This window comes from Vibrio chanodichtyis (assembly GCF_028863985.1).
Lineage (GTDB): Bacteria > Pseudomonadota > Gammaproteobacteria > Enterobacterales > Vibrionaceae > Vibrio > Vibrio chanodichtyis.
Genome location: NZ_JARBFT010000005.1, coordinates 245,376 through 265,827 on the forward strand (window position 1 = coordinate 245,376; position 20,452 = coordinate 265,827).

General features: G+C 48.2%; 21 protein-coding genes. 18 read left to right on the forward strand and 3 right to left on the reverse strand.

Annotation, left to right across the window (positions count from 1 at the left end; all coding sequences use genetic code 11):
- The first annotated feature begins 6 nt into the window (after positions 1 to 6).
- The 4 genes from nqrM (at position 7) to PUN32_RS07620 (ending at position 3,825) form a co-directional block, all read left to right on the forward strand.
- Positions 7 to 240, forward strand: a complete 234-nt coding sequence (nqrM, locus tag PUN32_RS07605) for a (Na+)-NQR maturation NqrM (protein ID WP_001091359.1) — start codon at positions 7 to 9, stop codon at positions 238 to 240.
- A 110-nt stretch (positions 241 to 350) separates the two neighbouring features.
- Positions 351 to 1,424 (forward strand): DNA polymerase IV, encoded by a 1,074-nt coding sequence (dinB, locus tag PUN32_RS07610; RefSeq protein WP_274722510.1) that lies wholly within the window; start codon positions 351 to 353, stop codon positions 1,422 to 1,424.
- 99 nt (positions 1,425 to 1,523) lie between these two features.
- Positions 1,524 to 2,267: a DUF2884 family protein gene (locus PUN32_RS07615; protein ID WP_274722511.1), complete on the forward strand. Its 744-nt coding sequence runs from the start codon at positions 1,524 to 1,526 to the stop codon at positions 2,265 to 2,267.
- 202 nt (positions 2,268 to 2,469) lie between these two features.
- Positions 2,470 to 3,825 (forward strand): sodium-dependent transporter, encoded by a 1,356-nt coding sequence (locus tag PUN32_RS07620; RefSeq protein WP_274722512.1) that lies wholly within the window; start codon positions 2,470 to 2,472, stop codon positions 3,823 to 3,825.
- Positions 3,826 to 3,953: 128 nt separating this feature from the next.
- Here PUN32_RS07620 and rimK read toward each other — a convergent pair whose 3' ends face one another.
- From rimK to PUN32_RS07635, 3 genes are all read right to left on the reverse strand, one after another.
- Entirely contained in the window at positions 3,954 to 4,859 is a 906-nt protein-coding gene (gene rimK / locus PUN32_RS07625; RefSeq protein ID WP_166013502.1) for a 30S ribosomal protein S6--L-glutamate ligase, read from the reverse strand.
- Positions 4,856 to 5,299: an ATP-dependent zinc protease family protein gene (locus PUN32_RS07630; protein WP_274722513.1), complete on the reverse strand. Its 444-nt coding sequence runs from the start codon at positions 5,297 to 5,299 to the stop codon at positions 4,856 to 4,858. The genes rimK and PUN32_RS07630 overlap by 4 nt, the downstream gene beginning before the upstream one ends.
- A 234-nt stretch (positions 5,300 to 5,533) precedes the next feature.
- On the reverse strand, positions 5,534 to 7,006 hold the full coding sequence (locus tag PUN32_RS07635) for an aminoacyl-histidine dipeptidase (RefSeq protein WP_274722514.1): 1,473 nt from the start codon (positions 7,004 to 7,006) through the stop codon (positions 5,534 to 5,536).
- 891 nt (positions 7,007 to 7,897) lie between these two features.
- Between PUN32_RS07635 and PUN32_RS07640 the strand changes: the two genes are divergently transcribed.
- From PUN32_RS07640 to pgpA, 14 genes are all read left to right on the forward strand, one after another.
- Positions 7,898 to 9,190 carry an NCS2 family permease gene (locus PUN32_RS07640; RefSeq protein ID WP_166013499.1) on the forward strand — a complete coding sequence of 431 codons (1,293 nt, stop codon included), beginning with the start codon at positions 7,898 to 7,900 and terminating at the stop codon, positions 9,188 to 9,190.
- 35 nt (positions 9,191 to 9,225) lie between these two features.
- Complete coding sequence (gene gpt / locus PUN32_RS07645; protein ID WP_166013498.1) at positions 9,226 to 9,690, forward strand: xanthine phosphoribosyltransferase; 465 nt, start codon at positions 9,226 to 9,228, stop codon at positions 9,688 to 9,690.
- A gap of 106 nt (positions 9,691 to 9,796) precedes the next feature.
- Positions 9,797 to 11,044 carry an esterase FrsA gene (gene frsA / locus PUN32_RS07650; protein WP_274722515.1) on the forward strand — a complete coding sequence of 416 codons (1,248 nt, stop codon included), beginning with the start codon at positions 9,797 to 9,799 and terminating at the stop codon, positions 11,042 to 11,044.
- Positions 11,045 to 11,146: 102 nt separating this feature from the next.
- Positions 11,147 to 11,536 carry a sigma factor-binding protein Crl gene (crl, locus tag PUN32_RS07655; RefSeq protein WP_166013496.1) on the forward strand — a complete coding sequence of 130 codons (390 nt, stop codon included), beginning with the start codon at positions 11,147 to 11,149 and terminating at the stop codon, positions 11,534 to 11,536.
- A gap of 159 nt (positions 11,537 to 11,695) precedes the next feature.
- The gene (proB, locus tag PUN32_RS07660; protein ID WP_274722516.1) at positions 11,696 to 12,829 is read left to right on the forward strand and encodes a glutamate 5-kinase; all 1,134 of its coding nucleotides are present in this window, start codon (positions 11,696 to 11,698) and stop codon (positions 12,827 to 12,829) included.
- Positions 12,830 to 12,840: 11 nt separating this feature from the next.
- On the forward strand, positions 12,841 to 14,091 hold the full coding sequence (locus PUN32_RS07665; RefSeq protein ID WP_274722526.1) for a glutamate-5-semialdehyde dehydrogenase: 1,251 nt from the start codon (positions 12,841 to 12,843) through the stop codon (positions 14,089 to 14,091).
- Between the two features lie 102 nt (positions 14,092 to 14,193).
- On the forward strand, positions 14,194 to 14,643 hold the full coding sequence (gene nrdR / locus PUN32_RS07670; RefSeq protein WP_166013493.1) for a transcriptional regulator NrdR: 450 nt from the start codon (positions 14,194 to 14,196) through the stop codon (positions 14,641 to 14,643).
- 12 nt (positions 14,644 to 14,655) lie between these two features.
- Entirely contained in the window at positions 14,656 to 15,759 is a 1,104-nt protein-coding gene (gene ribD, locus PUN32_RS07675; RefSeq protein ID WP_274722517.1) for a bifunctional diaminohydroxyphosphoribosylaminopyrimidine deaminase/5-amino-6-(5-phosphoribosylamino)uracil reductase RibD, read from the forward strand.
- A gap of 4 nt (positions 15,760 to 15,763) precedes the next feature.
- Positions 15,764 to 16,417 (forward strand): riboflavin synthase, encoded by a 654-nt coding sequence (locus PUN32_RS07680; RefSeq protein ID WP_274722518.1) that lies wholly within the window; start codon positions 15,764 to 15,766, stop codon positions 16,415 to 16,417.
- A gap of 35 nt (positions 16,418 to 16,452) precedes the next feature.
- Positions 16,453 to 17,562, forward strand: a complete 1,110-nt coding sequence (ribBA, locus tag PUN32_RS07685; RefSeq protein ID WP_274722519.1) for a bifunctional 3,4-dihydroxy-2-butanone-4-phosphate synthase/GTP cyclohydrolase II — start codon at positions 16,453 to 16,455, stop codon at positions 17,560 to 17,562.
- A 267-nt stretch (positions 17,563 to 17,829) separates the two neighbouring features.
- Entirely contained in the window at positions 17,830 to 18,300 is a 471-nt protein-coding gene (ribH, locus tag PUN32_RS07690) for a 6,7-dimethyl-8-ribityllumazine synthase (RefSeq protein WP_166013489.1), read from the forward strand.
- Positions 18,300 to 18,770 (forward strand): transcription antitermination factor NusB, encoded by a 471-nt coding sequence (nusB, locus tag PUN32_RS07695; protein ID WP_166013488.1) that lies wholly within the window; start codon positions 18,300 to 18,302, stop codon positions 18,768 to 18,770. Before ribH ends, nusB begins: the two co-directional genes overlap by 1 nt.
- A gap of 88 nt (positions 18,771 to 18,858) precedes the next feature.
- Positions 18,859 to 19,833 carry a thiamine-phosphate kinase gene (gene thiL, locus PUN32_RS07700; RefSeq protein ID WP_274722520.1) on the forward strand — a complete coding sequence of 325 codons (975 nt, stop codon included), beginning with the start codon at positions 18,859 to 18,861 and terminating at the stop codon, positions 19,831 to 19,833.
- Complete coding sequence (gene pgpA / locus PUN32_RS07705; protein WP_274722521.1) at positions 19,830 to 20,336, forward strand: phosphatidylglycerophosphatase A; 507 nt, start codon at positions 19,830 to 19,832, stop codon at positions 20,334 to 20,336. Before thiL ends, pgpA begins: the two co-directional genes overlap by 4 nt.
- Positions 20,337 to 20,452 lie beyond the last annotated feature (116 nt).

Genomic DNA, 20,452 nt, shown 5'->3' on the forward strand with positions numbered 1-20,452 from the left:
AAAATAATGAATACCTTTCTGATTACTTTTGGTTTTTTCCTAGCCGTGATAGCGGCGATGGCGGTCGGCTACATTTTCCAACGTAAAGTGGTGAAAGGCAGCTGTGGGGGATTAGGCGCGGTTGGGATTGAAAAAGTATGTAACTGTCCTGAGCCTTGTGACGCCCGTAAAAAACGTGAAGCGAAAGCGGCTGCACGAGCAGAGCGTCTTGCGGCTTGGGAAAAAGATCGCATCGCATAAAGCGTATATTCAGTGCTACCCAAAGCTCGCTACGGCGAGCTTTTTTATGATTCGACTTTCCTTATTGCAGACTTACTTTTATACTGTGTAAATATACAGCCTGGTGAGTTATGCAACCTACAATTCGCAAGATTATTCATGTCGATATGGACTGCTTTTTTGCGGCAGTTGAAATGCGCGATAACCCAGCATATCGTGATATTCCGCTTGCCGTCGGCGGGCATGAGAAGCAACGCGGTGTGATCAGTACCTGTAACTATCAAGCGCGGCAGTTTGGAGTGCGCTCTGCAATGCCCACCGCTCAGGCGCTAAAACTGTGTCCACAATTGCATGTCGTGCCGGGGCGGATGTCGGTTTATAAACAGGTTTCACAACAAATTCGTACCATTTTCCAGCGTTACACTGCAGTGATTGAACCGCTTTCGTTGGATGAGGCTTATCTTGATGTCAGTCATGCTACTGCCTATCAGGGGAGTGCGACATTGATCGCGGAGGCGATCCGGCGTGATATTTGGCAAGAGCTAAATCTTACCGCTTCAGCTGGGGTTGCACCGATCAAATTTCTGGCCAAAGTGGCCTCTGACATCAATAAGCCCAATGGATTGTATGTGGTGACGCCGGATCAGGTGCAAGCCATGGTTGATCGGCTACCGTTAGAGAAAATCCCCGGTGTGGGTAAGGTCGCGTTAGCAAAGCTCCATCAAGCCCAGCTTTATGTGGGTGCCGATGTCAGAAACGCAGATTATCGGCAGTTGCTGCATCAATTTGGTCGCTTAGGCGCATCATTATGGAAAAAGAGTCACGGGATTGATGAGCGAGAAGTGATCACTGAGCGTGAGCGAAAATCGGTTGGAGTCGAATATACCTTTAGTCACAATATCAACTCCTTGGCGGAATGTTGGCAGGTGATACAACAAAAGTTATATCCGGAACTCTGTGCTCGTCTTGAACGAGCTCATCCACAGCGAGCGATTATTAAGCAAGGTATTAAAGTTAAGTTTGCGGATTTTCAGCTCACGACTATCGAACATGTGCATCCGACGTTAGATTTGGACTATTTTCATACACTGCTTGAACAAGTGTTGCAGCGTCAACACGGGCGTAGCATTCGTTTGCTGGGGGTCAGTGTGATGCTAAAGTCGGAACTGCAGATGAAGCAGCTATCGATGTTTCCCAATCCATAACAAAGTTATCATCCGTCACTGATTTATTCTGACATTGGCTTGGCGTAGGATTCATCGCCATTAATTATTATCAGCCACACAGCAGCCACAGAGAACACTATGAAAAAAATCATGTTATTTTTAGCGCTATTGATCAGTCCGGCGACTTGGGCTGCACAGTGCCGAGTCGATATTCAACATGAAGTGCACGTTAATTCGCAGCGTATTGCCATTTTACGTAGCAGTCATGATCAAGCGGTGCTAGATCAGCAAAACCATCTTGCGATTCAAGGTAAGAAAATAAATCTCACTGCCGAGCAGCAAGCTGCGCTGGCAGATTACCGTGTTCAGCTAACTCGCCTGCAACCTAAAGCACAGCACTGGGCTGATCAAGCACTGGTGCAGGCTAATCAATGGGTAGATGAAATCGCTAATTCTTTAGACGCACCACAAGCGTTCGACAACGTCAAACAAGCGATGGCGAGCTTGTGGGTAGAGATGCAAGCTGAGTATTTAAAAGACGGTGAGTTGGTGGTACCTGCTGCCACATTTGATGCAATGCAGCAGCGTTGGCAGCAACAGTTTGCTCAGGCTCGAGTGGTGCTTAGCCAGCAGTTGTTTGCCAGTGCATTTACCGTGATGGCGAGCCACATGCAGCAAGAGGGTGGTTTAGATCTCAATCAACTGAGCAAAAAGATGGCGGATTTAAAGGGTAAATTAGATACCGAGTTAAAGGCGAGTCACTCAAGTTTTGCCCAGCAAGCAGGTGAGTGGTGTGAAACGCTGAATCAGTTAACGTTGCAAGAGCAGCAATTGCATCAAAAGATCCCCCAATTAAAGGGTTATCAAATCTTCAGCCTCTAAGCTAGCCACCCCAATCACATAGTTTTCCTATGTGATTGGGGACTCACGTACTTGCTGCCTATCTGCAATTCCAAGTTGTTTGGCTATAAATGCGCACTGAGTGGTGGTTTTTTAAGCGAATGATTCTATTGATGATTGAGTCGATGGTCACTTTGTATTAATGTACTAGTTAACTAGTGTGTTGTTATGGTGAAGCGTCGATATGACACAAACAAATTCTCGTGAGACATTCAGCTCTCGTCTTGGTTTTATTCTTGCGGCTGCAGGAGCCGCAGTGGGTTTAGGCAATATTTGGGGCTTTCCAACCCAAGCTGCCAGCAATGGTGGTGGTGCGTTCTTGTTGGTCTATCTGATTATGATCTTCGTGGTCGCCTTTCCAATGCTGGTGGTGGAAATGGCGATCGGTCGTTACGGCCAAGCCAATCCGGTTGATAGCATGCGCTCGTTAACCAGCAATCCAATCACTAAAAAAATGGGTGGCTTCGTTGGCTGGTTAGGGTTAAGTGTGCCGAGCGCGGTGTTAGCGTTTTACAGCATTGTTGGCGGCTGGATCATCTGTTTCTTGTTTGGAGCGATGGCTGATTTGCTTGGCTTGGCAAGTGCGAGTGCATGGTTAAAAGGTTTTAGTGTCGAGCGTAACCTGTTTGGCACTATCCTGTTCTATATGCTGACAATTTTGATTGTACAAGGTGGCGTAAAACAGGGTATTGAACGTTGGTCAACCCGTTTGATGCCGGCGCTATTTGTGCTGTTTGCCGTGCTGTTTGTGTACATCATGACTCAGCAAGGTGCGATGGAAGGTTTGCAGCACTATTTGATCCCTGATTTTGACAAAGTGTGGGATCGCAAACTGATCTTAGCCGCGATGGGACAAGGCTTCTTCTCGTTAACCATTGGTGGCTGCTCGATGTTGATCTATGGCTCTTATTTGAGTAAGCAGGAAAACCTGCCCAAAATGGCCATGAGTGTGACTTTGGTGGATACTGCGATCGCTTTTATTGCTGGTCTTGTGGTGTTACCAGCAATGTTTGTGGCGATGAATAAAGGGGTTGAAATTTACGCTGCCGATGGCTCATTACTGAGCTCTGACACCTTAGTTTTTACCGTATTACCTTTGATGTTTGATAGCTTAGGTACCCTAGGTCAGATTTTTGCGATGGTGTTTTTCTTGCTGTTGACCATTGCCGCACTGACCTCTTCCATCTCAATGTTGGAGTGTCCAGTGGCTCTAGTCGGAGAGCGTTTTAATACGCGCCGTACGCCGACCAGTTGGGCCTTGGGTGGTTTGATTGCGCTGGTCAGTGTGGTGATCGTGTATAACTTTGGCGCACTGTTTGGCTTAGTCGCGATGTTTGCCACGCAATATCTGCAACCGACCGCGGCGTTGATGTTCTGTCTATTTGGTGGCTGGGTATGGCATCGTGATAGCAAAATGCAAGAGCTGCAAGCGGGTTTCCCTGAGCTGAAACAGAGCCTGTTTGGTAAAATTTGGCCTTGGTATGTGAAATTTGTCTGCCCAATTCTGGTCGCCACGGTGATTTGGGCTTCTTTTGGCTAAAGATGTTGAGTGGATAAGTGTGCGGTTGGCGGGTTTGACTGGTGAGCCGCCCACTGAGCAAGATTGGAGTGTAGAGTGGGGAAACGTGCTTTCCCCACCATCAACTGGCGTGCTATCGGTAATTATCGCTAGCCTCGGCCGCGAGTTTTAGTACTTTTGCTGGCGGCATTTTTCTCAATGAATTCGACGATCATTCCTGCGATATCTTTACCGGTTGCCGCTTCAATCCCTTCTAAGCCCGGTGAGGAGTTCACTTCCATTACCAGTGGTCCACGAGCTGAACGCAGTAAATCGACTCCGGCGACATTTAGCCCCATAATTTTGGCGGCATCAATCGCGGTTTTACGCTCTTGAGGGGTAATTTTGACCAATGACGCGGTACCTCCGCGGTGTAGATTGGAGCGAAACTCGCCATCAGCACCTTGGCGTTTCATCGCGGCAATCACTTTTCCACCGATCACAAAGCAGCGAATATCGGCACCGCCCGCTTCTTTAATGTACTCTTGCACCATAATATTGGCCTTGAGTCCCATAAAAGCCTCAATCACACTTTCGGCTGCGGTACGGGTTTCGGCTAACACCACACCAATGCCTTGCGTGCCTTCCAATAGTTTGATCACCACCGGTGCGCCGCCCACCATATCCAGTAAGTCTTTTACATCGTCAGGTTTGCTAGCAAAACCGGTGATCGGCATGCCAATGCCTCGGCGAGATAACAACTGCATGGAGCGTAATTTGTCGCGCGAGCGGGTGATGGCGACGGACTCATTGGCCGGATATACCCCCATCATTTCGAATTGGCGCAGTACCGCAGTACCGTAGAAGGTGACCGAAGCACCAATGCGCGGAATAATGGCATCAAAGCCGGCTAATTCTTCGCCCCGGTAATGAATTTCCGGTTTATCCGAATTGATATTCATATAACAGCGTAAAGCGTCAATCACGCGAACTTCATGGCCCCGCTGTTGGCACGCTTCAATCAAACGCTTGGTGGAATACAGTGCAGCGTTACGTGACAGAATACCAATTTTCATTTATTCGGTTCCTCGAAAGGGATTAAAAACGATTGTGTCGGATCAACGATGATTCGATGATGCATAGCGGTGCGGCCTAACAACATCCGAAATGCCATATTTTCCCGGTTGGTTAAGGTGATCTCAATTGGCCATGTTTGGCCTCCAAAACTTACCTCGGTACGGATCACATAGCGTTGTTCTTGGTGACCGCCAGAATCGCGCACACTGCGTTGATCAATCACCTCGGCTTCACATACATTGACCAGTTCAACATTATTCTGCATTGGGTGGATCCAAAAACGCACCCATGGCATCGATCCTTTGTCGAAGCGCTCGATTTTGAACGCGTGCAAGCAAGACGTTCGGGCTCCGGTATCAATTTTGGCTTTAATCCGTGCAATACCTAACCCCGGAAGGCTGAGTTCTTCACGCCATCCGACCAGCATTTTTTGTTTCATTGCAATGTCATTCGTTGGAGAAATGCAGATACTGCCAAGGACCAGCAGTAACCTCTAAACAACCTGCATTTGGCAAGTTATCGCTTGAAGAGAGTCTGGTGAATAACTCTGGGAAATTCAAGGGGGCGAACTCTAGCAGCTAACCTTAAATTCAAGCTAATGAATTTAATTTTCCTTCTCGATAAAAAACTTTGATACAAACTCGCCGAGTGGTGGGGCTCGGCGAGTTTACGATTAAGCTTTAAGTGGAATTTTGCTCAATAAGGCAACCATTTGTTGCCAGAAGAGATCAACGCTAGCGATATTCACTTTCTCATCCGGTGAATGTGGGAATTTGATGGTTGGACCGAACGACAGCATATCCATATCAGGATACGGTTTTTTGAATAGCCCGCACTCAAGGCCAGCGTGGATCACCATGATATTTGGCTTATGGCCGTAAATGTCGTCATACATATCACGGAAAATACCCATGATTTCTGAATCTGCATCCGGTTTCCAACCTGGGTAAGCTCCGGAAAACTCTAGCTTAGCCTCGGCCAGTTGAGCGATAGAACTCAGCATACTTTCCACTTGCTGACGGCCTGAGTCGATTAACGAGCGGATCAAACAGAGCACTTTAATCGATGAGGCTTCAGTGGTGATCACTCCCAAATTGAGAGAGGTTTCCACTACACCGAGAATCTCATCACTCATGCGGATCACCCCATTAGGGCAGGCATTGAGTGCGGCAATTAAGCGTTGCTGGGTGTGAGTGGTCAGCGCTGGCTGGTGAAGTGGTTTACTTTCAAGCAAAGTGACGAGGCTGGTTTCAACCTTGCCCAATTCCGCGTTGAGTTGCTCAGTGTAGGCGCGGAACAAGGTTTCTAATTCGCTGACCCGATTTTCTGGCAGTGCAACAGTGACAAAAGCTTCACGCGGGATTGCGTTACGCAGACTACCACCCCGCAATTCGACCAGACGTAGCTCTAACTGTTGCGCATATCCCGCTAAAAAGCGCGCCATCAGTTTATTGGCATTACCACGCCCAGTGTGAATATCACAACCGGAATGACCGCCTTTTAACCCTTTTACGATCAGTTGGCGGCCTACATAGCCGGCAGGAATCGCTTCACGTTCAATTGGGAAAGAGAATTCGGCGTTCACACCGCCCGCACAACCCATATAGACTTCGCCCTCTTGCTCAGAATCCGTGTTGAGCAAAATATCGCCTTCTAACCAGTTGGCTTGCAAGCCAAATGCGCCGGTCATTCCCGCTTCTTCATCAATCGTGAGTAGTACTTCAATCGGGCCGTGTGTAATATCCTTTGCTGCCAATACCGCAAGGCAAGAGGCCATCCCGATACCGTTATCAGCGCCTAAAGTGGTGCCTTTCGCTGTGACCCATTCACCATCAATATAAGGCTGGATCGGATCTTGGTTGAAATCATGCTCGGTGTCTTCATTTTTCTGCGGCACCATATCAATATGCGCTTGCAGCACCACGCCTTTACGATTTTCCATACCGACGGTGGCCGGTTTTTTAATTAATACGTTACCGGTTTCATCACGCTGTACCGTTAAACCTTGCTGGGTGGCCCACTTGATAATGTATTGAGCTAACGCTTCTTCGTGTTTTGAGGGGTGGGCAATGGCACAAATAGACGCGAAAAAAGGCCAAATAGGATTGGATGATAGTTGGCCGATCTCGGTTTGAAACTCAGACATGCATGACTCCTTTATAGTAATTTCCCGAATGTTTTCTGATCCGTGTTGAGCGATGGTCAAAAATGGGCTTGCAGGCTAGAACTTTTGCGCCACAGCATAGCACTGCACTGAGCCTTGGTGTAGGTGCAAGCGGTGATAAACCCCGTGTTTACCTGTTTATGATTCATTTTTTGCAATTAACGGCAGGTTGTTTGATGGGTAACTAGTGCATCTTTATGCATTAAAATAGAGTGTTAATTTCATAAATCTGTAATTTAATTACCTTAATGACTTGATGGAGATCAATAATTACAGCTTTTGTGATTTTAACCCCCATTTTTGTTGTAATTAAATTTCTTGGTGCTATATTTATGTACAACTTCGCTAGCGAAGAGTAAATGCTCAAAGGATGAGTCCGAGTTATCGCCTCCATGGAACCGAGAAATCAACGAGACAATTTTTGATTTTAATGGTGATAGTAATGAATAAAGGTTTATCGTCAGTAATGTTCTGGAATCAACACTCTGTATATACCAGTGACTTTGCATACCCTTGTAGTTTTGGCTATTGAGTCGTTTCGGCGACAGAGGTGTGATGCTCGCATCTCGAACAGGTTTTGTTCACCCCTAAATTAGAATTTATTGGCAACCACGTTTGGTTGATATGATTCACCGCCACCTCCTCTGAGGTGGCGTTTTTTTATTCGAAAATCCCCGTTTGATGTTGATCGCACTCTTTTGTGCAGTGCTGTGATTGGCTTTATCTTTGGCTTGAACTTTACCTATTTCGCTTAGAAAACCCGCGTATCAGCAGAATTGTGTGTGGAATTTGTGAGTTGATAACTCTATAATCGCCGCCAATCGTTTACGCAACCGTTTACTTTTTCACCTTTTACCTTTAAAGGATTCGAACATGCTGGAGAAGCTTTTTAAACTCAGTGAATATCGCACCAACGTGCGTACTGAAGTCCTAGCTGGGGTCACCACTTTCCTGACCATGGCCTACATTATTTTTGTTAACCCAGCAATTTTGTCGGATGCCGGCATGGATCGCGGTGCGGTATTTGTCGCGACCTGTTTAGCTGCGGCAATTGGCTGTTTTATCATGGGCTTTGTGGCCAATTACCCGATCGCACAAGCTCCAGGTATGGGGCTGAATGCTTTCTTTACTTACGGTGTTGTGTTGGGTATGGGTTACACTTGGCAGGTGGCTTTGGCTGCGGTGTTCTGCTCTGGTGTGCTGTTCATCCTATTGAGCTTATTCAAAATTCGTGAGTGGATTATCAACTCGATTCCTCATTCATTGCGAACTGGTATTTCGGCCGGTATTGGTCTGTTCTTAGCGTTCATTGCGTTAAAAAATGCTGGGATTGTGGTGGATAACCCAGCCACACTCGTTTCTCTAGGTGACATCACCTCATTAAATGCAGTACTGGCTTCGATTGGCTTCTTTTTGACGATTGGACTGGTCTATCGCGGTGTGAAAGGGGCGGTCATGATCGCTATTTTAGCGATTACTGGACTTGGTTTAGTGCTCGGTGATGTGCAATGGGGTGGAGTTATGTCCACGCCACCAAGTCTTGCACCGACTTTTATGGAACTGGATTTCTCTTCTGTTTTTGAATTAGGCATGATTTCTGTCGTTTTTGCCTTCTTGTTTGTGGATCTGTTTGATACTGCTGGCACCTTGGTGGGAGTGGCAACCAAAGCCGATCTGCTTGACAAAGATGGCAAAATTCCACGTTTGAACCGTGCGCTGTTAGCGGATTCCACCGCGACATCGGTTGGGGCATTGCTTGGCACCTCGAACACCACCTCTTATGTGGAAAGTGTTTCAGGGGTTGCGGTTGGCGGTCGTACGGGGTTAACCGCCGTGGTGGTTGGCATTTTATTCTTGCTTGCATTATTCTTCTCGCCACTTGCGGGTATGATCCCAGCGTATGCCACTGCCGGGGCGCTGTTCTATGTTGCTATTCTGATGATGTCAGGCTTAGTGAGCATTGATTGGCGCGATCTAACCGAAGCGGCGCCGACCGTGGTCACCTGTTTGGTTATGCCGTTGACTTTCTCGATTGCGGAAGGTATTTCACTGGGCTTTATTGCTTATGCGGCGATCAAACTCTTCAGTGGTCAAGGGCGCAGCGTATCTCTCAGCGTATGGGTAATGGCCGCCATTTTTGTCATTAAATACATACTGGCTGTATAACAAAACGTTATAAAAATTCAATTTAGGTTTATCACATGAGCAAAAAATTCGTTATCACTTGGGATAATATGCAGCATTACTGCCGTGAACTTGCACAGCGTCAAATGCCAGCAGAACAATGGAAAGGGATCTTGGGCGTTAGCCGTGGTGGTTTGGTTCCTGCCGCTATTCTGGCTCGTGAATTGGGGATCCGCTATGTCGATACCGTGTGTATCTCTAGCTATGATCACGATCACCAGCGGGATATGACTATCCTTAAAGCTCCAGAGCATGATGGCGAAGGATTCCTCATCGTGGATGACTTGGTGGATAGCGGTGATACTGCACGTAAAATTCGTGAAATGTACCCTAAAGCCAAATTTGTCACTGTGTGTGCCAAGCCTGCCGGTAAAGATCTGGTCGATGAATACGTAGTGGATATTCCGCAAGATACTTGGATTGAGCAGCCTTGGGACATGGTATTGTCCTATGTTGAACCGGTGAATCGTAAGCAAAAATAGTCTTTTTGTGTAGAATGCTAAAATGACCCTTTCAAGGGTCATTTTTTTTGACTAATGTTAGCCAACTTTAGCCCAACTTAGCGCAACGTCAGTATCGAGGCTTATCATGTCACCAGCGATCAGTAAAAATCTGTCAGAGACTCTGTTTCAAAACCACAAACAAGCCAAAGAGACCTCAGCTCTTACCCAGTATATGCCGAGCAGTTTAGAGCTGTTGCAGGCGCAGCGTGAGCAATCTGCTCATGCTTGGTATCGTAATTTGCGTCGCTTACAGTGGGCTTGGCAAGGGGTTGATCCGGTTGAGCAAGAACAAATTTTGGCGCGAATTGCGTCATCTCAGCATTCACGGACTCATGATCAATGGCTAGACACTGTGATGGGCTATTGCAGTGGAAATTGGACTTATGAGTGGACGCGAGTTGGCATGCAGTATCAGAAACAAGCCGCTGAGTGCCAAGGTGATGATGCAGCGGAGCAGATGTTTGCTGCTGCGCTGCATTACAGCATTGCAGGCTACCCTTATCTGCGTAATGACAATCTTGCTTTGCAAGCACAGGTGTTGGCAAACAACGCCTATCAAGCCGCGGCTGAGTTAACCAGTCATGTGGTCAAGCGTTTAGAGTTTACTTACCAAAATAAAAAAATCGCTGGCTATTTGCATCTGCGCAATACCGACTCACCTAAACCCGTGGTGTTAGTCAGTGCCGGTTTAGACAGTTTGCAAACCGATATGTGGCGTCTATTTCGAGACTATTTAGTCAAGCGCGATATTGCCATGCTAACTATTGATATGCCTTCGCTGGGCAGCAGTTCACATTGGGCGTTGAGCGAGGATTCTTGCTGTTTGCACCAAGCGGTATTGAATCAATTAGCGGAATTACCTTGGGTCGACCATTTCCGCGTTGGGCTGATTGGCTTTCGGTTTGGTGGTAATGCCATGGCACGTCTGGCTTTTCTGGAAGCGGAGAAGGTAAAAGCGTGTGTCACGTTTGGCGCACCAATCCACGATATTTTCACCTCGCCGAATAAATTGGCAAGCATGCCAAAAATGTATTTGGATGTCTTAGCATCGCGCTTAGGTAAAAATGTGGTTGATATACCAAGTCTGGCAGGGCAATTGATGGCTTGGTCCCTTAAAGTTCAAGGGTTTATGTCTGGACGCAGAACTAAAACGCCGATATTGGCCCTTAGTTTAGAAGGCGACCCGATATCACCTTATTCCGACAATCAATTGCTGGCACTGTTTAGCCAAGGTGGGCAAGCTAAGAAAGTAAAAACTAAAACCATTTCACAGGGATATGAGCAATCCCTCGATTTAGCAATAAACTGGCTAGAAGATCAACTTTGCCAGTGACATTTGCCGAAAATTCATCAAGAGTAAGCTTTCAATCGCGAAGATTTGTTCGTCTAATCAATCAATAAACTGGATTTTGATTGTTGCTTATGGATATCAACTATGTCTGAGATGACCCCGAAAATAACCCACTATCGCCTACGTACCGCTTTAAAGGCGATAGGTCCCTATTTGCGTGAAGGCGAGTGTAGCGAGCAGCGCTACTTATTTGATTGCTTAGCGGTCTGTGTCAATGACAAGCGGCCACCCGAAAAACGCGAGTTTTGGGGCTGGTGGATGGAGTTAACCCCTCATCAGCAGGAAATGATGGCTTGCTATCACATCGGTCGTTATACCCAAGCTGGAGAGTGGGTCGCGGAGACGCTTCCTGAAGCGGCTTGTCAGCAAGTCAATTACACTCAGGTTGAGTTTCATAAAAAGCTAGTCAAAACGTTGCACGAACGTTTTGAGCTCAGTGTCACTCTTGCAAGTGCATCAGCACAGTTCGCTTAATCTCTATGCTCGGATAGCTAATGGTTAGAAAATGCTAATCAGTAGGACAGGCGAATACACAAGTAGAAAAAGGGGCTGAGGTCCCTTTTTCTACTTGTGCATTGGCGAGCGGATTGCTAAAACATCGTCTGTTCATCTTTTTTCTCAACATAAGCAATCATGACGACAAATCAATCAAGCGTAAAGGCGCCACAAACGATTGTGGTAAAGCTGGGAACCAGTGTTTTGACTGGCGGTACTCTGGCGTTGGATCGCGCTCATATGGTCGAGCTGGCTCGCCAATGCGCCGAACTTAAACAGCAAGGTCATTCGGTAGTGATCGTCACTTCGGGGGCGATTGCCGCAGGTCGCGAACATCTAGGTTATCCCGCGCTGCCCAACGCGATCTCTAGCAAGCAACTGCTAGCCGCGGTGGGGCAAAGTCGTTTGATTCAGGTATGGGAATCACTGTTTGCAATCTATGGTATTAAAATTGGGCAAATGTTGCTGACCCGAGCCGATCTCGATGATCGGGAGCGCTTTCTTAATGCGCGCGATACGATTAATGCGTTAGTGGAAAATGGCATTGTGCCAGTGGTGAACGAGAATGATGCGGTTGCCACCAATGAAATTAAAGTGGGTGACAACGACAACTTATCCGCTTTGGTTGGCATTTTATGTGGCGCAGATAAACTGCTGCTGCTGACGGATCAAAAAGGCTTGTTCACCGCCGATCCTCGTAAAGACCCGAACGCTCAACTGATCAAACAAGTGACCACCATTGATGATACGTTGCGTAAAATTGCCGGTGGTAGTGGTACCACACTCGGCACCGGCGGTATGGCGACCAAACTGCAAGCAGCGGATATTGCCCGCCGAGCTGGAATTGAAGTGATTATCGCCGCTGGTCGTGCACCGAATGTGATTTTTGATTCTTTGAGTGCTGAGCCGCAAGGCACGCGCTTTTTAGCTTTGGAAGAAGCGTTAGAAAACCGCAAACGCTGGATTTTGGCGGGTCCTGCGGCAGCGGGTGACATCGTGATTGATGATGGCGCTGCCAAAGCGGTGCTCAATAAAGGCAGTAGTCTACTTGCCAAAGGTGTGCTGCGGGTGCAGGGCCATTTTGCCCGCGGTGAAGTGGTGCGTGTGTTGGATAAGCAGCAGCATCTGATTGCGCGTGGCATCGTGGCTTATGCGCAAGATGAAGTGGCACAAATAGCCGGTAAACACAGCAAAGAGATCGTGGATATTTTAGGTTACGATCATGGTTTAGAAGTGATCCACCGTGATGATATGGTCGTGATTCAAGAATAAAGGAAACAATGATGGAGTTAACCGTACTCGGTAAAGCGGCCAAAGCGGCCTCTTTTCAGCTAGCCACGGCAAGCACGGCGCAAAAAAATCAGGCTTTGGCGATCATTGCCACCGAATTGGAAGCACAAAGCGCGCGTATTTTGGCTGCTAATGCCAAAGACATTGCGCTGGGGCGCGATGCGGGCTTATCGGAAGCGATGTTGGATCGCTTGCTACTCAACCCTGAGCGTTTGCAAGCGATGGCCAATGATGTGCGTAACGTGATCACACTGCACGATCCGGTCGGGAGCGAAATCGAAAGTCGAGTGCTGGAAAATGGCTTGGCGCTTGCTCGCCGCCGCGTACCACTGGGCGTGGTTGGGGTGATCTATGAAGCGCGCCCCAACGTGACGATTGATATTGCAGCACTGTGTCTTAAAACCGGCAACGCGGCCATTTTGCGTGGCGGTAAAGAGACATTTTTCTCGAATATGGAACTGGTCAAAGTCATTCAAGCGGCCTTGGCTCAAGCCGATTTACCTGCAGCATCGGTGCAGTACATTGAAAAACCGGATCGTGAGTTGGTGACCCAACTGCTGAAAATGGATGATTACGTGGATATGATCATTCCGCGTGGCGGAGCTGGCCTACATAAAATGTGTAAAGAAAACAGCACAGTACCAGTGATTATCGGTGGCTTTGGGATCAGCCATATTTTCGTTGATCAAAGTGCCGATCTGGATAAATCGGTCGCGGTGATTGAAAATGCCAAAGTGCAGCGTCCATCGGCGTGTAATGCACTCGACACGCTATTGGTCCATCAAGCCATCGCTCAACCGTTGCTGGAAAAACTGATTGCGAAACTGAAAGGTAAAGTGGCGTTTGTAGCTGAGCCTAAAGCTAAGGCCTTGATGAGTTCTGCCAGTGATCTGCGTGATGCGCAAGTCGGCGATTTTGATACCGAATGGCTCAGTTACACCTTAGGGGTGAAAGTGGTGCAGGATGTACAAGCGGCGATCGAACATATGCGTGAGCACAATGCTAGCCATTCCGATGCGATTATGACCAACGATCTGTACAATGCCGAACTGTTTATCAATAGCGCCGGCTCTGCTGCGGTCTACGTCAATGCCTCGACACGTTTTACCGACGGTGCCCAGTTTGGTTTGGGGGCAGAGGTCGCGGTATCGACTCAAAAATTGCATGCGCGTGGCCCAATGGGCTTGGAAGAGCTGACCAGCTATAAGTGGGTCGGTAAGGCCAATTACCTCTCACGCAGTTAACAAAATCGACGTAAACCGAGAATGTAAAGGGGCAGCATGCCCCTTTTTCTTTGGCTCTCTCCTCGACATCGGCTACACTGACTACCTTGTTATGGAGGTAATATGCATTGTCCTTTCTGTTCTGAAAATGATACCAAAGTGATCGATTCACGGCTGGTGGCTGATGGACACCAAGTGCGTCGTCGTCGTCAGTGTTTGGCTTGTAGTGAGCGTTTTACCACCTTTGAAAGCGCCGAATTAGTCATGCCGCGCGTGATCAAAACCAATGGTAACCGCGAGCCTTTCGATGAAGATAAAATGATTGGTGGTCTGCAACGTGCGTTAGAAAAGCGTCCAGTGAGTGCCGATGCGGTAGAGCTTGCGATCAGCACCATCAAGTCTAAGCTGCGCGCGACTGGTGAGCGTGAAGTGCCGAGTAAACTGATTGGTAATTTGGTGATGGAACAACTGAAAGTGCTGGATAAAGTAGCCTATATTCGCTTTGCTTCGGTTTATCGCAGTTTTGAAGATGTGCGTGAATTTGGCGAAGAGATCGCTAAACTACAAGATTAATCCAGCGTGACTATGTCTATGTTTACCTCTTTTGATCATCAAATGATGTCCCACGCGCTGCAATTGGCTCAGCGTGGACGTTTTACTACCGCGCCGAATCCGAATGTTGGCTGTGTGATTACCCGCGATGCACAGATTGTCGGTGAAGGCTGGCATAAAAAAGCCGGAGAGCCACATGCGGAAGTGCATGCCATACGCCAAGCGGGCGAGCTTACTCGTGGTGCGACCGCTTATGTAACGCTTGAGCCATGCTCGCACTATGGGCGAACCCCACCTTGTGCCGAAGGGTTGATTAAGGCGGGAGTAGCAAAAGTGATCTGCGCGATGCAAGATCCTAATCCGCAAGTTGCAGGACGCGGCGTACAGATGCTGCGTGAGGCGGGGATTGAAGTGCAAGTGGGTCTGCTAGAAGCCGATGCGCGTGCATTGAACCGTGGTTTTCTCAAACGTATGCAGACGGGCATGCCTTATGTACAGCTCAAAATGGCGGCGAGCCTCGATGGACAAACCGCGCTAGCCAATGGCCAAAGCCAGTGGATCACCTCTGTAGCAGCACGTAAAGATGTGCAAGCTTTTCGCGCGCAAGCCAGTGCGATTCTTTCTACCAGTCAAACCGTGCTTAGCGATAATGCCTCGTTGGCGGTACGTTGGCACGATTTACCGCCGTCGATACAAGCGCAATATTCGGCAGCGGATTTACGTCAGCCAGTACGCGTAATTTTGGATCGCCAGCATCAGTTATATCCTGAGTTAGCCTTATATCAAACTCGATCCCCCGTGCTGCGAGTGGCCAGCGAGAATGCCGACCTTTGTGTCGCCGCCGACCATGGCCAGCTTGATTTGCGCGAACTGTTGACTCAGTTGGCGCAGCAGCATCAGGTCAATCAAGTGTGGGTAGAAGCGGGTAGCCAATTGGCGAAATCCTTGATTGAGCAAAAATTGGTGGATGAAATTATTCTCTATTTAGCACCGAAACTGATGGGCAGCGATGGCCGTGGTTTATTTGGTGCGCTGGGTTTGACGCAAATGGCCGAGTCCATTGAACTCAAAATTGAAGATTGTCGAATGGTTGGCAGCGATCTGCGCATCATTGCCACCCCAACATCAAAAGATTAGCACTATGTTTACAGGAATTATTGAAGCGGTCGGCAAGCTGAGCGCGATCATCCCCAAAGGCAATGATGTCACCATCAGTGTTGAAGTTGGCAAGTTGGATATGGCCGATGTCAAATTGGGGGATAGTATTGCCACCAATGGGGTGTGTTTAACCGTGGTGGCGTTTGATCGGCGTAGTTTCAGTGCCGATTTATCGCTGGAAACGTTGAACAAATCCGGTTTTACCAATTACCAAGTCGGCGATCGGGTCAATTTGGAAAAAGCCATGTTACCGACCACTCGGTTTGGCGGTCACATCGTATCTGGACACGTTGATGGTGTCGGCGAAATTGTGGAACGTATTCCGGTTGGACGCGCGGTTGAACTGTGGGTGAATATGCCGGCCGAACTGAGCAAATACGTCGCCCAAAAAGGCTCGATCACCGTCGATGGGATCAGCTTAACGGTCAATGATCTGCGCAAAAATGCATTTAAACTGACGATTGTTCCTCATACCAGCGCGGAAACGACCATGGATCAGTTTCAAGTCGGTCGCCGAGTCAATCTGGAAGTCGATGTACTGGCCCGATATATGGAACGTTTGCTACAAGGCCAATCAGAAAGCGAACCTCAATCTCGCCTGACGATGGATTTTCTGCAGCAAAACGGTTTTGCTTAATCTCGGCACATACCGATAACGATAGGACAGACACCATGCCAATTAGCACTCCACAACAAATTATTGAAGATATTCGTCAGGGCAAAATGGTTATCCTGATGGATGATGAAGATCGTGAAAATGAAGGCGATCTGATCATGGCCGCTGAGCACATTACCCCAGAGGCGATCAATTTTATGGCGACCCATGGTCGCGGTCTGATCTGCTTAACCATGACCAAACAGCGTTGCCGCCATTTAGGATTAAATCCTATGGTGCAAGATAACAATGCCCAGTACACCACCAATTTCACCGTATCAATTGAAGCGGCAGAAGGGGTGACGACAGGCATTTCCGCTGCCGATCGCGCGCGCACCGTGCAAGCCGCGGTTGCTAAAGAGGCGGTAGCTGCCGATTTGGTTCAGCCGGGGCATATTTTCCCGCTGGCTGCGCAAGATGGTGGCGTGCTGACTCGCGCAGGGCACACGGAAGCCGGTTGTGATCTTGCTCGCCTCGCGGGGCTTGAGCCAGCATCGGTGATTGTTGAAATTCTCAACGATGACGGCACCATGGCACGTCGACCTGATTTGGAAGTGTTTGCTGAAAAACATGGTTTGAAACTGGGCACGATTGCCGATCTGATTGAGTATCGTAATCACACTGAAACCACGATTGAGCGTGTGGCACAGTGCAAACTGCCGACGGAGTATGGCGAATTTGAGTTAGTGACTTACCGCGATATGATTGATCAGCAAATCCACTTCGCTTTGCGCAAAGGTGATATTGCCAGCGCGCCAACGTTGGTGCGCGTACATCTGCAAGATACCTTTACTGATCTGTTGCACAGCAACCGAGCGGCAGAGCGCAGTTGGCCACTGGCGACTGCGATGCAACGGATTGGTCAACAAGGCGGTGTGTTGGTGATCCTAGGCAGTGAAGAGTCGAGCGATCTGTTACTGCATCGGGTGAAAATGTTTGAGCTGCAAGATAAGGGTGAAGCCCCTGCGATGGCAAAAAAACAAGGTACTTCACGTCGGGTTGGCGTTGGTTCGCAAATCCTCGCCGATCTTGGGGTCACAGAGATGCGTCTGCTCTCTTCACCAAACAAAAAGTACCACGCATTGGGCGGTTTTGGTCTCAATGTGGTCGAGTACGTCTGCGAGTAATCGCTATTCCCTTGCTACTTGACGTTGTAGCTCTGTTAGCGACGTTCGTTTATCCCAAGCATAGCGTCGGTCTATGCTCATGGGGATGAATTCAGTTGCCGTTTACCTACAACGTCAAGATATTTGCGGATATTTAATCGGCGTTTTGCCGCGTGCTGCCTTGAGAGCCGTGCGCGGTGTTAGCTCAAATTTATGTTAGATATTGCTCACAAAATTGTGCTAGAATCCGGCGATTCTCACTTGATGAATAGAGTTAAAGGAAAGCTTATGAAAGTTATCGAGGGTGGTTTCCCAGCACCAAAGGCGAAAATTGCGATTGTGATTTCTCGTTTCAACAGTTTTATCAATGAGAGCTTACTTTCTGGTGCGATCGATACTCTTAAGCGTCACGGTCAGATCAGTGATGACAACATTACGGTGGTGCGTTGCCCTGGTGCGGTTGAGCTGCCATTGGTTGCCCAGCGTGTGGCCAAAACTGGCGACTACGATGCGATTGTCTCTCTGGGTTGTGTTATCCGTGGTGGTACACCGCACTTTGACTATGTTTGCAGTGAAATGAATAAAGGTCTGGCCCAAGTGTCTCTGGAATTTAGTCTTCCGGTCGCATTTGGTGTATTGACTGTCGATACTATCGATCAAGCTATTGAACGCGCAGGAACCAAGGCTGGTAATAAGGGTGCTGAAGCAGCACTGAGCGCACTTGAGATGATTAATGTTCTTTCTGAAATTGATTCCTAATGGGGGCCAGTGTGAAACCAGCCGCACGTCGTAATGCACGTCAATTTGCGCTACAAGCAATTTATTCATGGCAAATTACTAAAGAGAATGTTGCGACTATTGAAGAGCAATTTCTAACCAGTGGTAAATACGATGAAGAACAACATCGTGCCGCTGAGCCAGCTCTTGCTGCTCCTGAAACCGATGTTTCTTATTTCCGTGATCTGTTGGCCGGTGTGGTACTGAACCACACTGAACTTGACAGCAAACTGCGTCCTTTTGTTTCTCGTCCAATGCAAGATCTGGACATGATGGAACTGGCGCTGCTGCGTTTGGCCATGTATGAAATGACACGTCGTGAAGATGTGCCTTACAAAGTGGTGATTAACGAGGCGATTGAACTGGCAAAAGTGTTTGCCGCAGAAGATAGCCATAAATTCGTTAACGGTGTGCTAGATAAAGCCGCACCGCACGTACGTAAGAAAGCGTAATTCGTTTTCCACCAGAAGGTCAGCAGTTGCTGACCTTTTTTCTTAATGAGCGGCCGCTTGTTGGCATGGCAACCAAAGAGTCGAGTGAATGTTGGGTGAATTTAATTTAATCGATAAATATTTTGCTAACCGGCAAACGCAACGTAAAGATGTCCACTTAGCGCTGGGTGATGACTGTGCGATTGTCAAAGTACCGGAAAATTCGCGTATTGCGATCAGTACCGATACCTTAGTTGCGGGCACTCATTTTTTGGCCGATGCCAATCCTGCTTGGGTGGCACATAAAGCATTAGCCTCTAACGTGAGCGATCTCGCGGCGATGGGCGCAACACCCGCTTGGGTATCACTGGCATTGACTCTGCCGGAGATTGATGAAGCGTGGTTACAGCCATTCTGCGCGGCCTTTTTTGACTTAGCCAATTATTACAATGTGCAGTTGATTGGCGGTGATACCACCAAAGGACCACTTAGCATTACCCTTACCGTGCAAGGTTTCTTACCCAAAGAGCAAGCTATGCTGCGTAGCGGGGCGAAAATCGGTGATTGGTTGTATGTCACAGGCGATCTGGGTGATAGCCTGGCTGGGTTAGAAGTAATTTTGCAGCCAGAAAAACGTCAGCGACCATTTGCCGATATTCTTGAGCAGCGCCATTATCTCTCCACACCGCGTATTGTTGCTGGGCAAGCCTTAGTGCATTTGGCTTCCTCTGCGATTGATATTTCTGATGGTTTGATCGCGGATCTGCCGCATATTTTACGCCGCTCAAATGTTGGAGCGAGTATTGATGTCAGCTTGCTGCCACTGTCGAAAGAGTTACTACAGTTTGTCGGTGATGTGACCACTGCACAGCAGTATGCGTTGAGCAGCGGCGAAGAGTACGAACTCTGTTTTACCATTCCTGAGCAAAACCGCGGTTCATTAGCTCATGCGCTAGCGCACTGTGGCACTAAAGTGACTTGTATTGGCCAAATTCGTCCCGCGGGTACTTTTGAGCTGCATAATCAAGGCAAAAAACTCGATTGGCAATTGGCTGGCTATGAGCATTTCAAGGGGAAAGTATGAGCGATCCACGCAGTAAAATATCCTTAAGCAATCCTTGGCATTTGCTGGCCACCGGCTTTGGTAGTGGCTTAGCACCAATGGTGCCCGGCACCATCGGCACCTTAGCGGCAGTGCCATTGTATCTGCTGCTCGCTCACCTGCCGCTGGCTTGGTATCTAGGCGTCATTGTGATCGCCAGTTGGGTGGGAATTAAAATTTGCCAAGTTACCTCTGATGATATGCAGGTACACGATCACGGCTCGATCGTGTGGGATGAGTTTGCTGGATTTTGGATCACCATGCTGATTGTACCGCTGTGGCAATTACCGGTGTTTGATTGGCGATGGCTGGTGGGCGGCTTTGTACTGTTTCGTTTTTTTGACATGCTTAAACCTTGGCCGATCAGTTGGTTGGATCAGCGGGTACATGGCGGCTTGGGCATAATGCTGGATGATATCGTCGCCGGTATTATGGCGGCGATCAGTCTAGGCTTGCTCGGTCATTGGGCGGGCTGGCTTAATTAATGGCTCGGTTCCCAGACCGGGAACCGGCCGTGTAATAAGTAACCTGAGATCGGTTTAAGCCATTGCCATCAAGCCAGACTTTTCAGTATTGGTGATGTTGAGTGATGGCTTTTCTG

Excerpts from the sequence above, each read along its gene's own strand:
- PUN32_RS07635 (WP_274722514.1), bottom strand. The coding sequence starts at position 7,006 with ATGTCTGAGTTTCAAACCGAGATCGGCCAACTATCATCCAATCCTATT.
- rimK (WP_166013502.1), bottom strand. The coding sequence starts at position 4,859 with ATGAAAATTGGTATTCTGTCACGTAACGCTGCACTGTATTCCACCAAG.
- PUN32_RS07620 (WP_274722512.1), top strand. The coding sequence starts at position 2,470 with ATGACACAAACAAATTCTCGTGAGACATTCAGCTCTCGTCTTGGTTTT.
- dinB (WP_274722510.1), top strand. The coding sequence starts at position 351 with ATGCAACCTACAATTCGCAAGATTATTCATGTCGATATGGACTGCTTT.
- proB (WP_274722516.1), top strand. The coding sequence starts at position 11,696 with ATGACGACAAATCAATCAAGCGTAAAGGCGCCACAAACGATTGTGGTA.
- PUN32_RS07630 (WP_274722513.1), bottom strand. The coding sequence starts at position 5,299 with ATGAAACAAAAAATGCTGGTCGGATGGCGTGAAGAACTCAGCCTTCCG.
- nqrM (WP_001091359.1), top strand. The coding sequence starts at position 7 with ATGAATACCTTTCTGATTACTTTTGGTTTTTTCCTAGCCGTGATAGCG.
- PUN32_RS07615 (WP_274722511.1), top strand. The coding sequence starts at position 1,524 with ATGAAAAAAATCATGTTATTTTTAGCGCTATTGATCAGTCCGGCGACT.
- gpt (WP_166013498.1), top strand. The coding sequence starts at position 9,226 with ATGAGCAAAAAATTCGTTATCACTTGGGATAATATGCAGCATTACTGC.
- ribBA (WP_274722519.1), top strand. The coding sequence starts at position 16,453 with ATGCCAATTAGCACTCCACAACAAATTATTGAAGATATTCGTCAGGGC.
- nrdR (WP_166013493.1), top strand. The coding sequence starts at position 14,194 with ATGCATTGTCCTTTCTGTTCTGAAAATGATACCAAAGTGATCGATTCA.
- PUN32_RS07640 (WP_166013499.1), top strand. The coding sequence starts at position 7,898 with ATGCTGGAGAAGCTTTTTAAACTCAGTGAATATCGCACCAACGTGCGT.
- frsA (WP_274722515.1), top strand. The coding sequence starts at position 9,797 with ATGTCACCAGCGATCAGTAAAAATCTGTCAGAGACTCTGTTTCAAAAC.
- PUN32_RS07680 (WP_274722518.1), top strand. The coding sequence starts at position 15,764 with ATGTTTACAGGAATTATTGAAGCGGTCGGCAAGCTGAGCGCGATCATC.
- thiL (WP_274722520.1), top strand. The coding sequence starts at position 18,859 with ATGTTGGGTGAATTTAATTTAATCGATAAATATTTTGCTAACCGGCAA.
- PUN32_RS07665 (WP_274722526.1), top strand. The coding sequence starts at position 12,841 with ATGGAGTTAACCGTACTCGGTAAAGCGGCCAAAGCGGCCTCTTTTCAG.
- ribH (WP_166013489.1), top strand. The coding sequence starts at position 17,830 with ATGAAAGTTATCGAGGGTGGTTTCCCAGCACCAAAGGCGAAAATTGCG.
- crl (WP_166013496.1), top strand. The coding sequence starts at position 11,147 with ATGTCTGAGATGACCCCGAAAATAACCCACTATCGCCTACGTACCGCT.
- nusB (WP_166013488.1), top strand. The coding sequence starts at position 18,300 with ATGGGGGCCAGTGTGAAACCAGCCGCACGTCGTAATGCACGTCAATTT.
- pgpA (WP_274722521.1), top strand. The coding sequence starts at position 19,830 with ATGAGCGATCCACGCAGTAAAATATCCTTAAGCAATCCTTGGCATTTG.
- ribD (WP_274722517.1), top strand. The coding sequence starts at position 14,656 with ATGTCTATGTTTACCTCTTTTGATCATCAAATGATGTCCCACGCGCTG.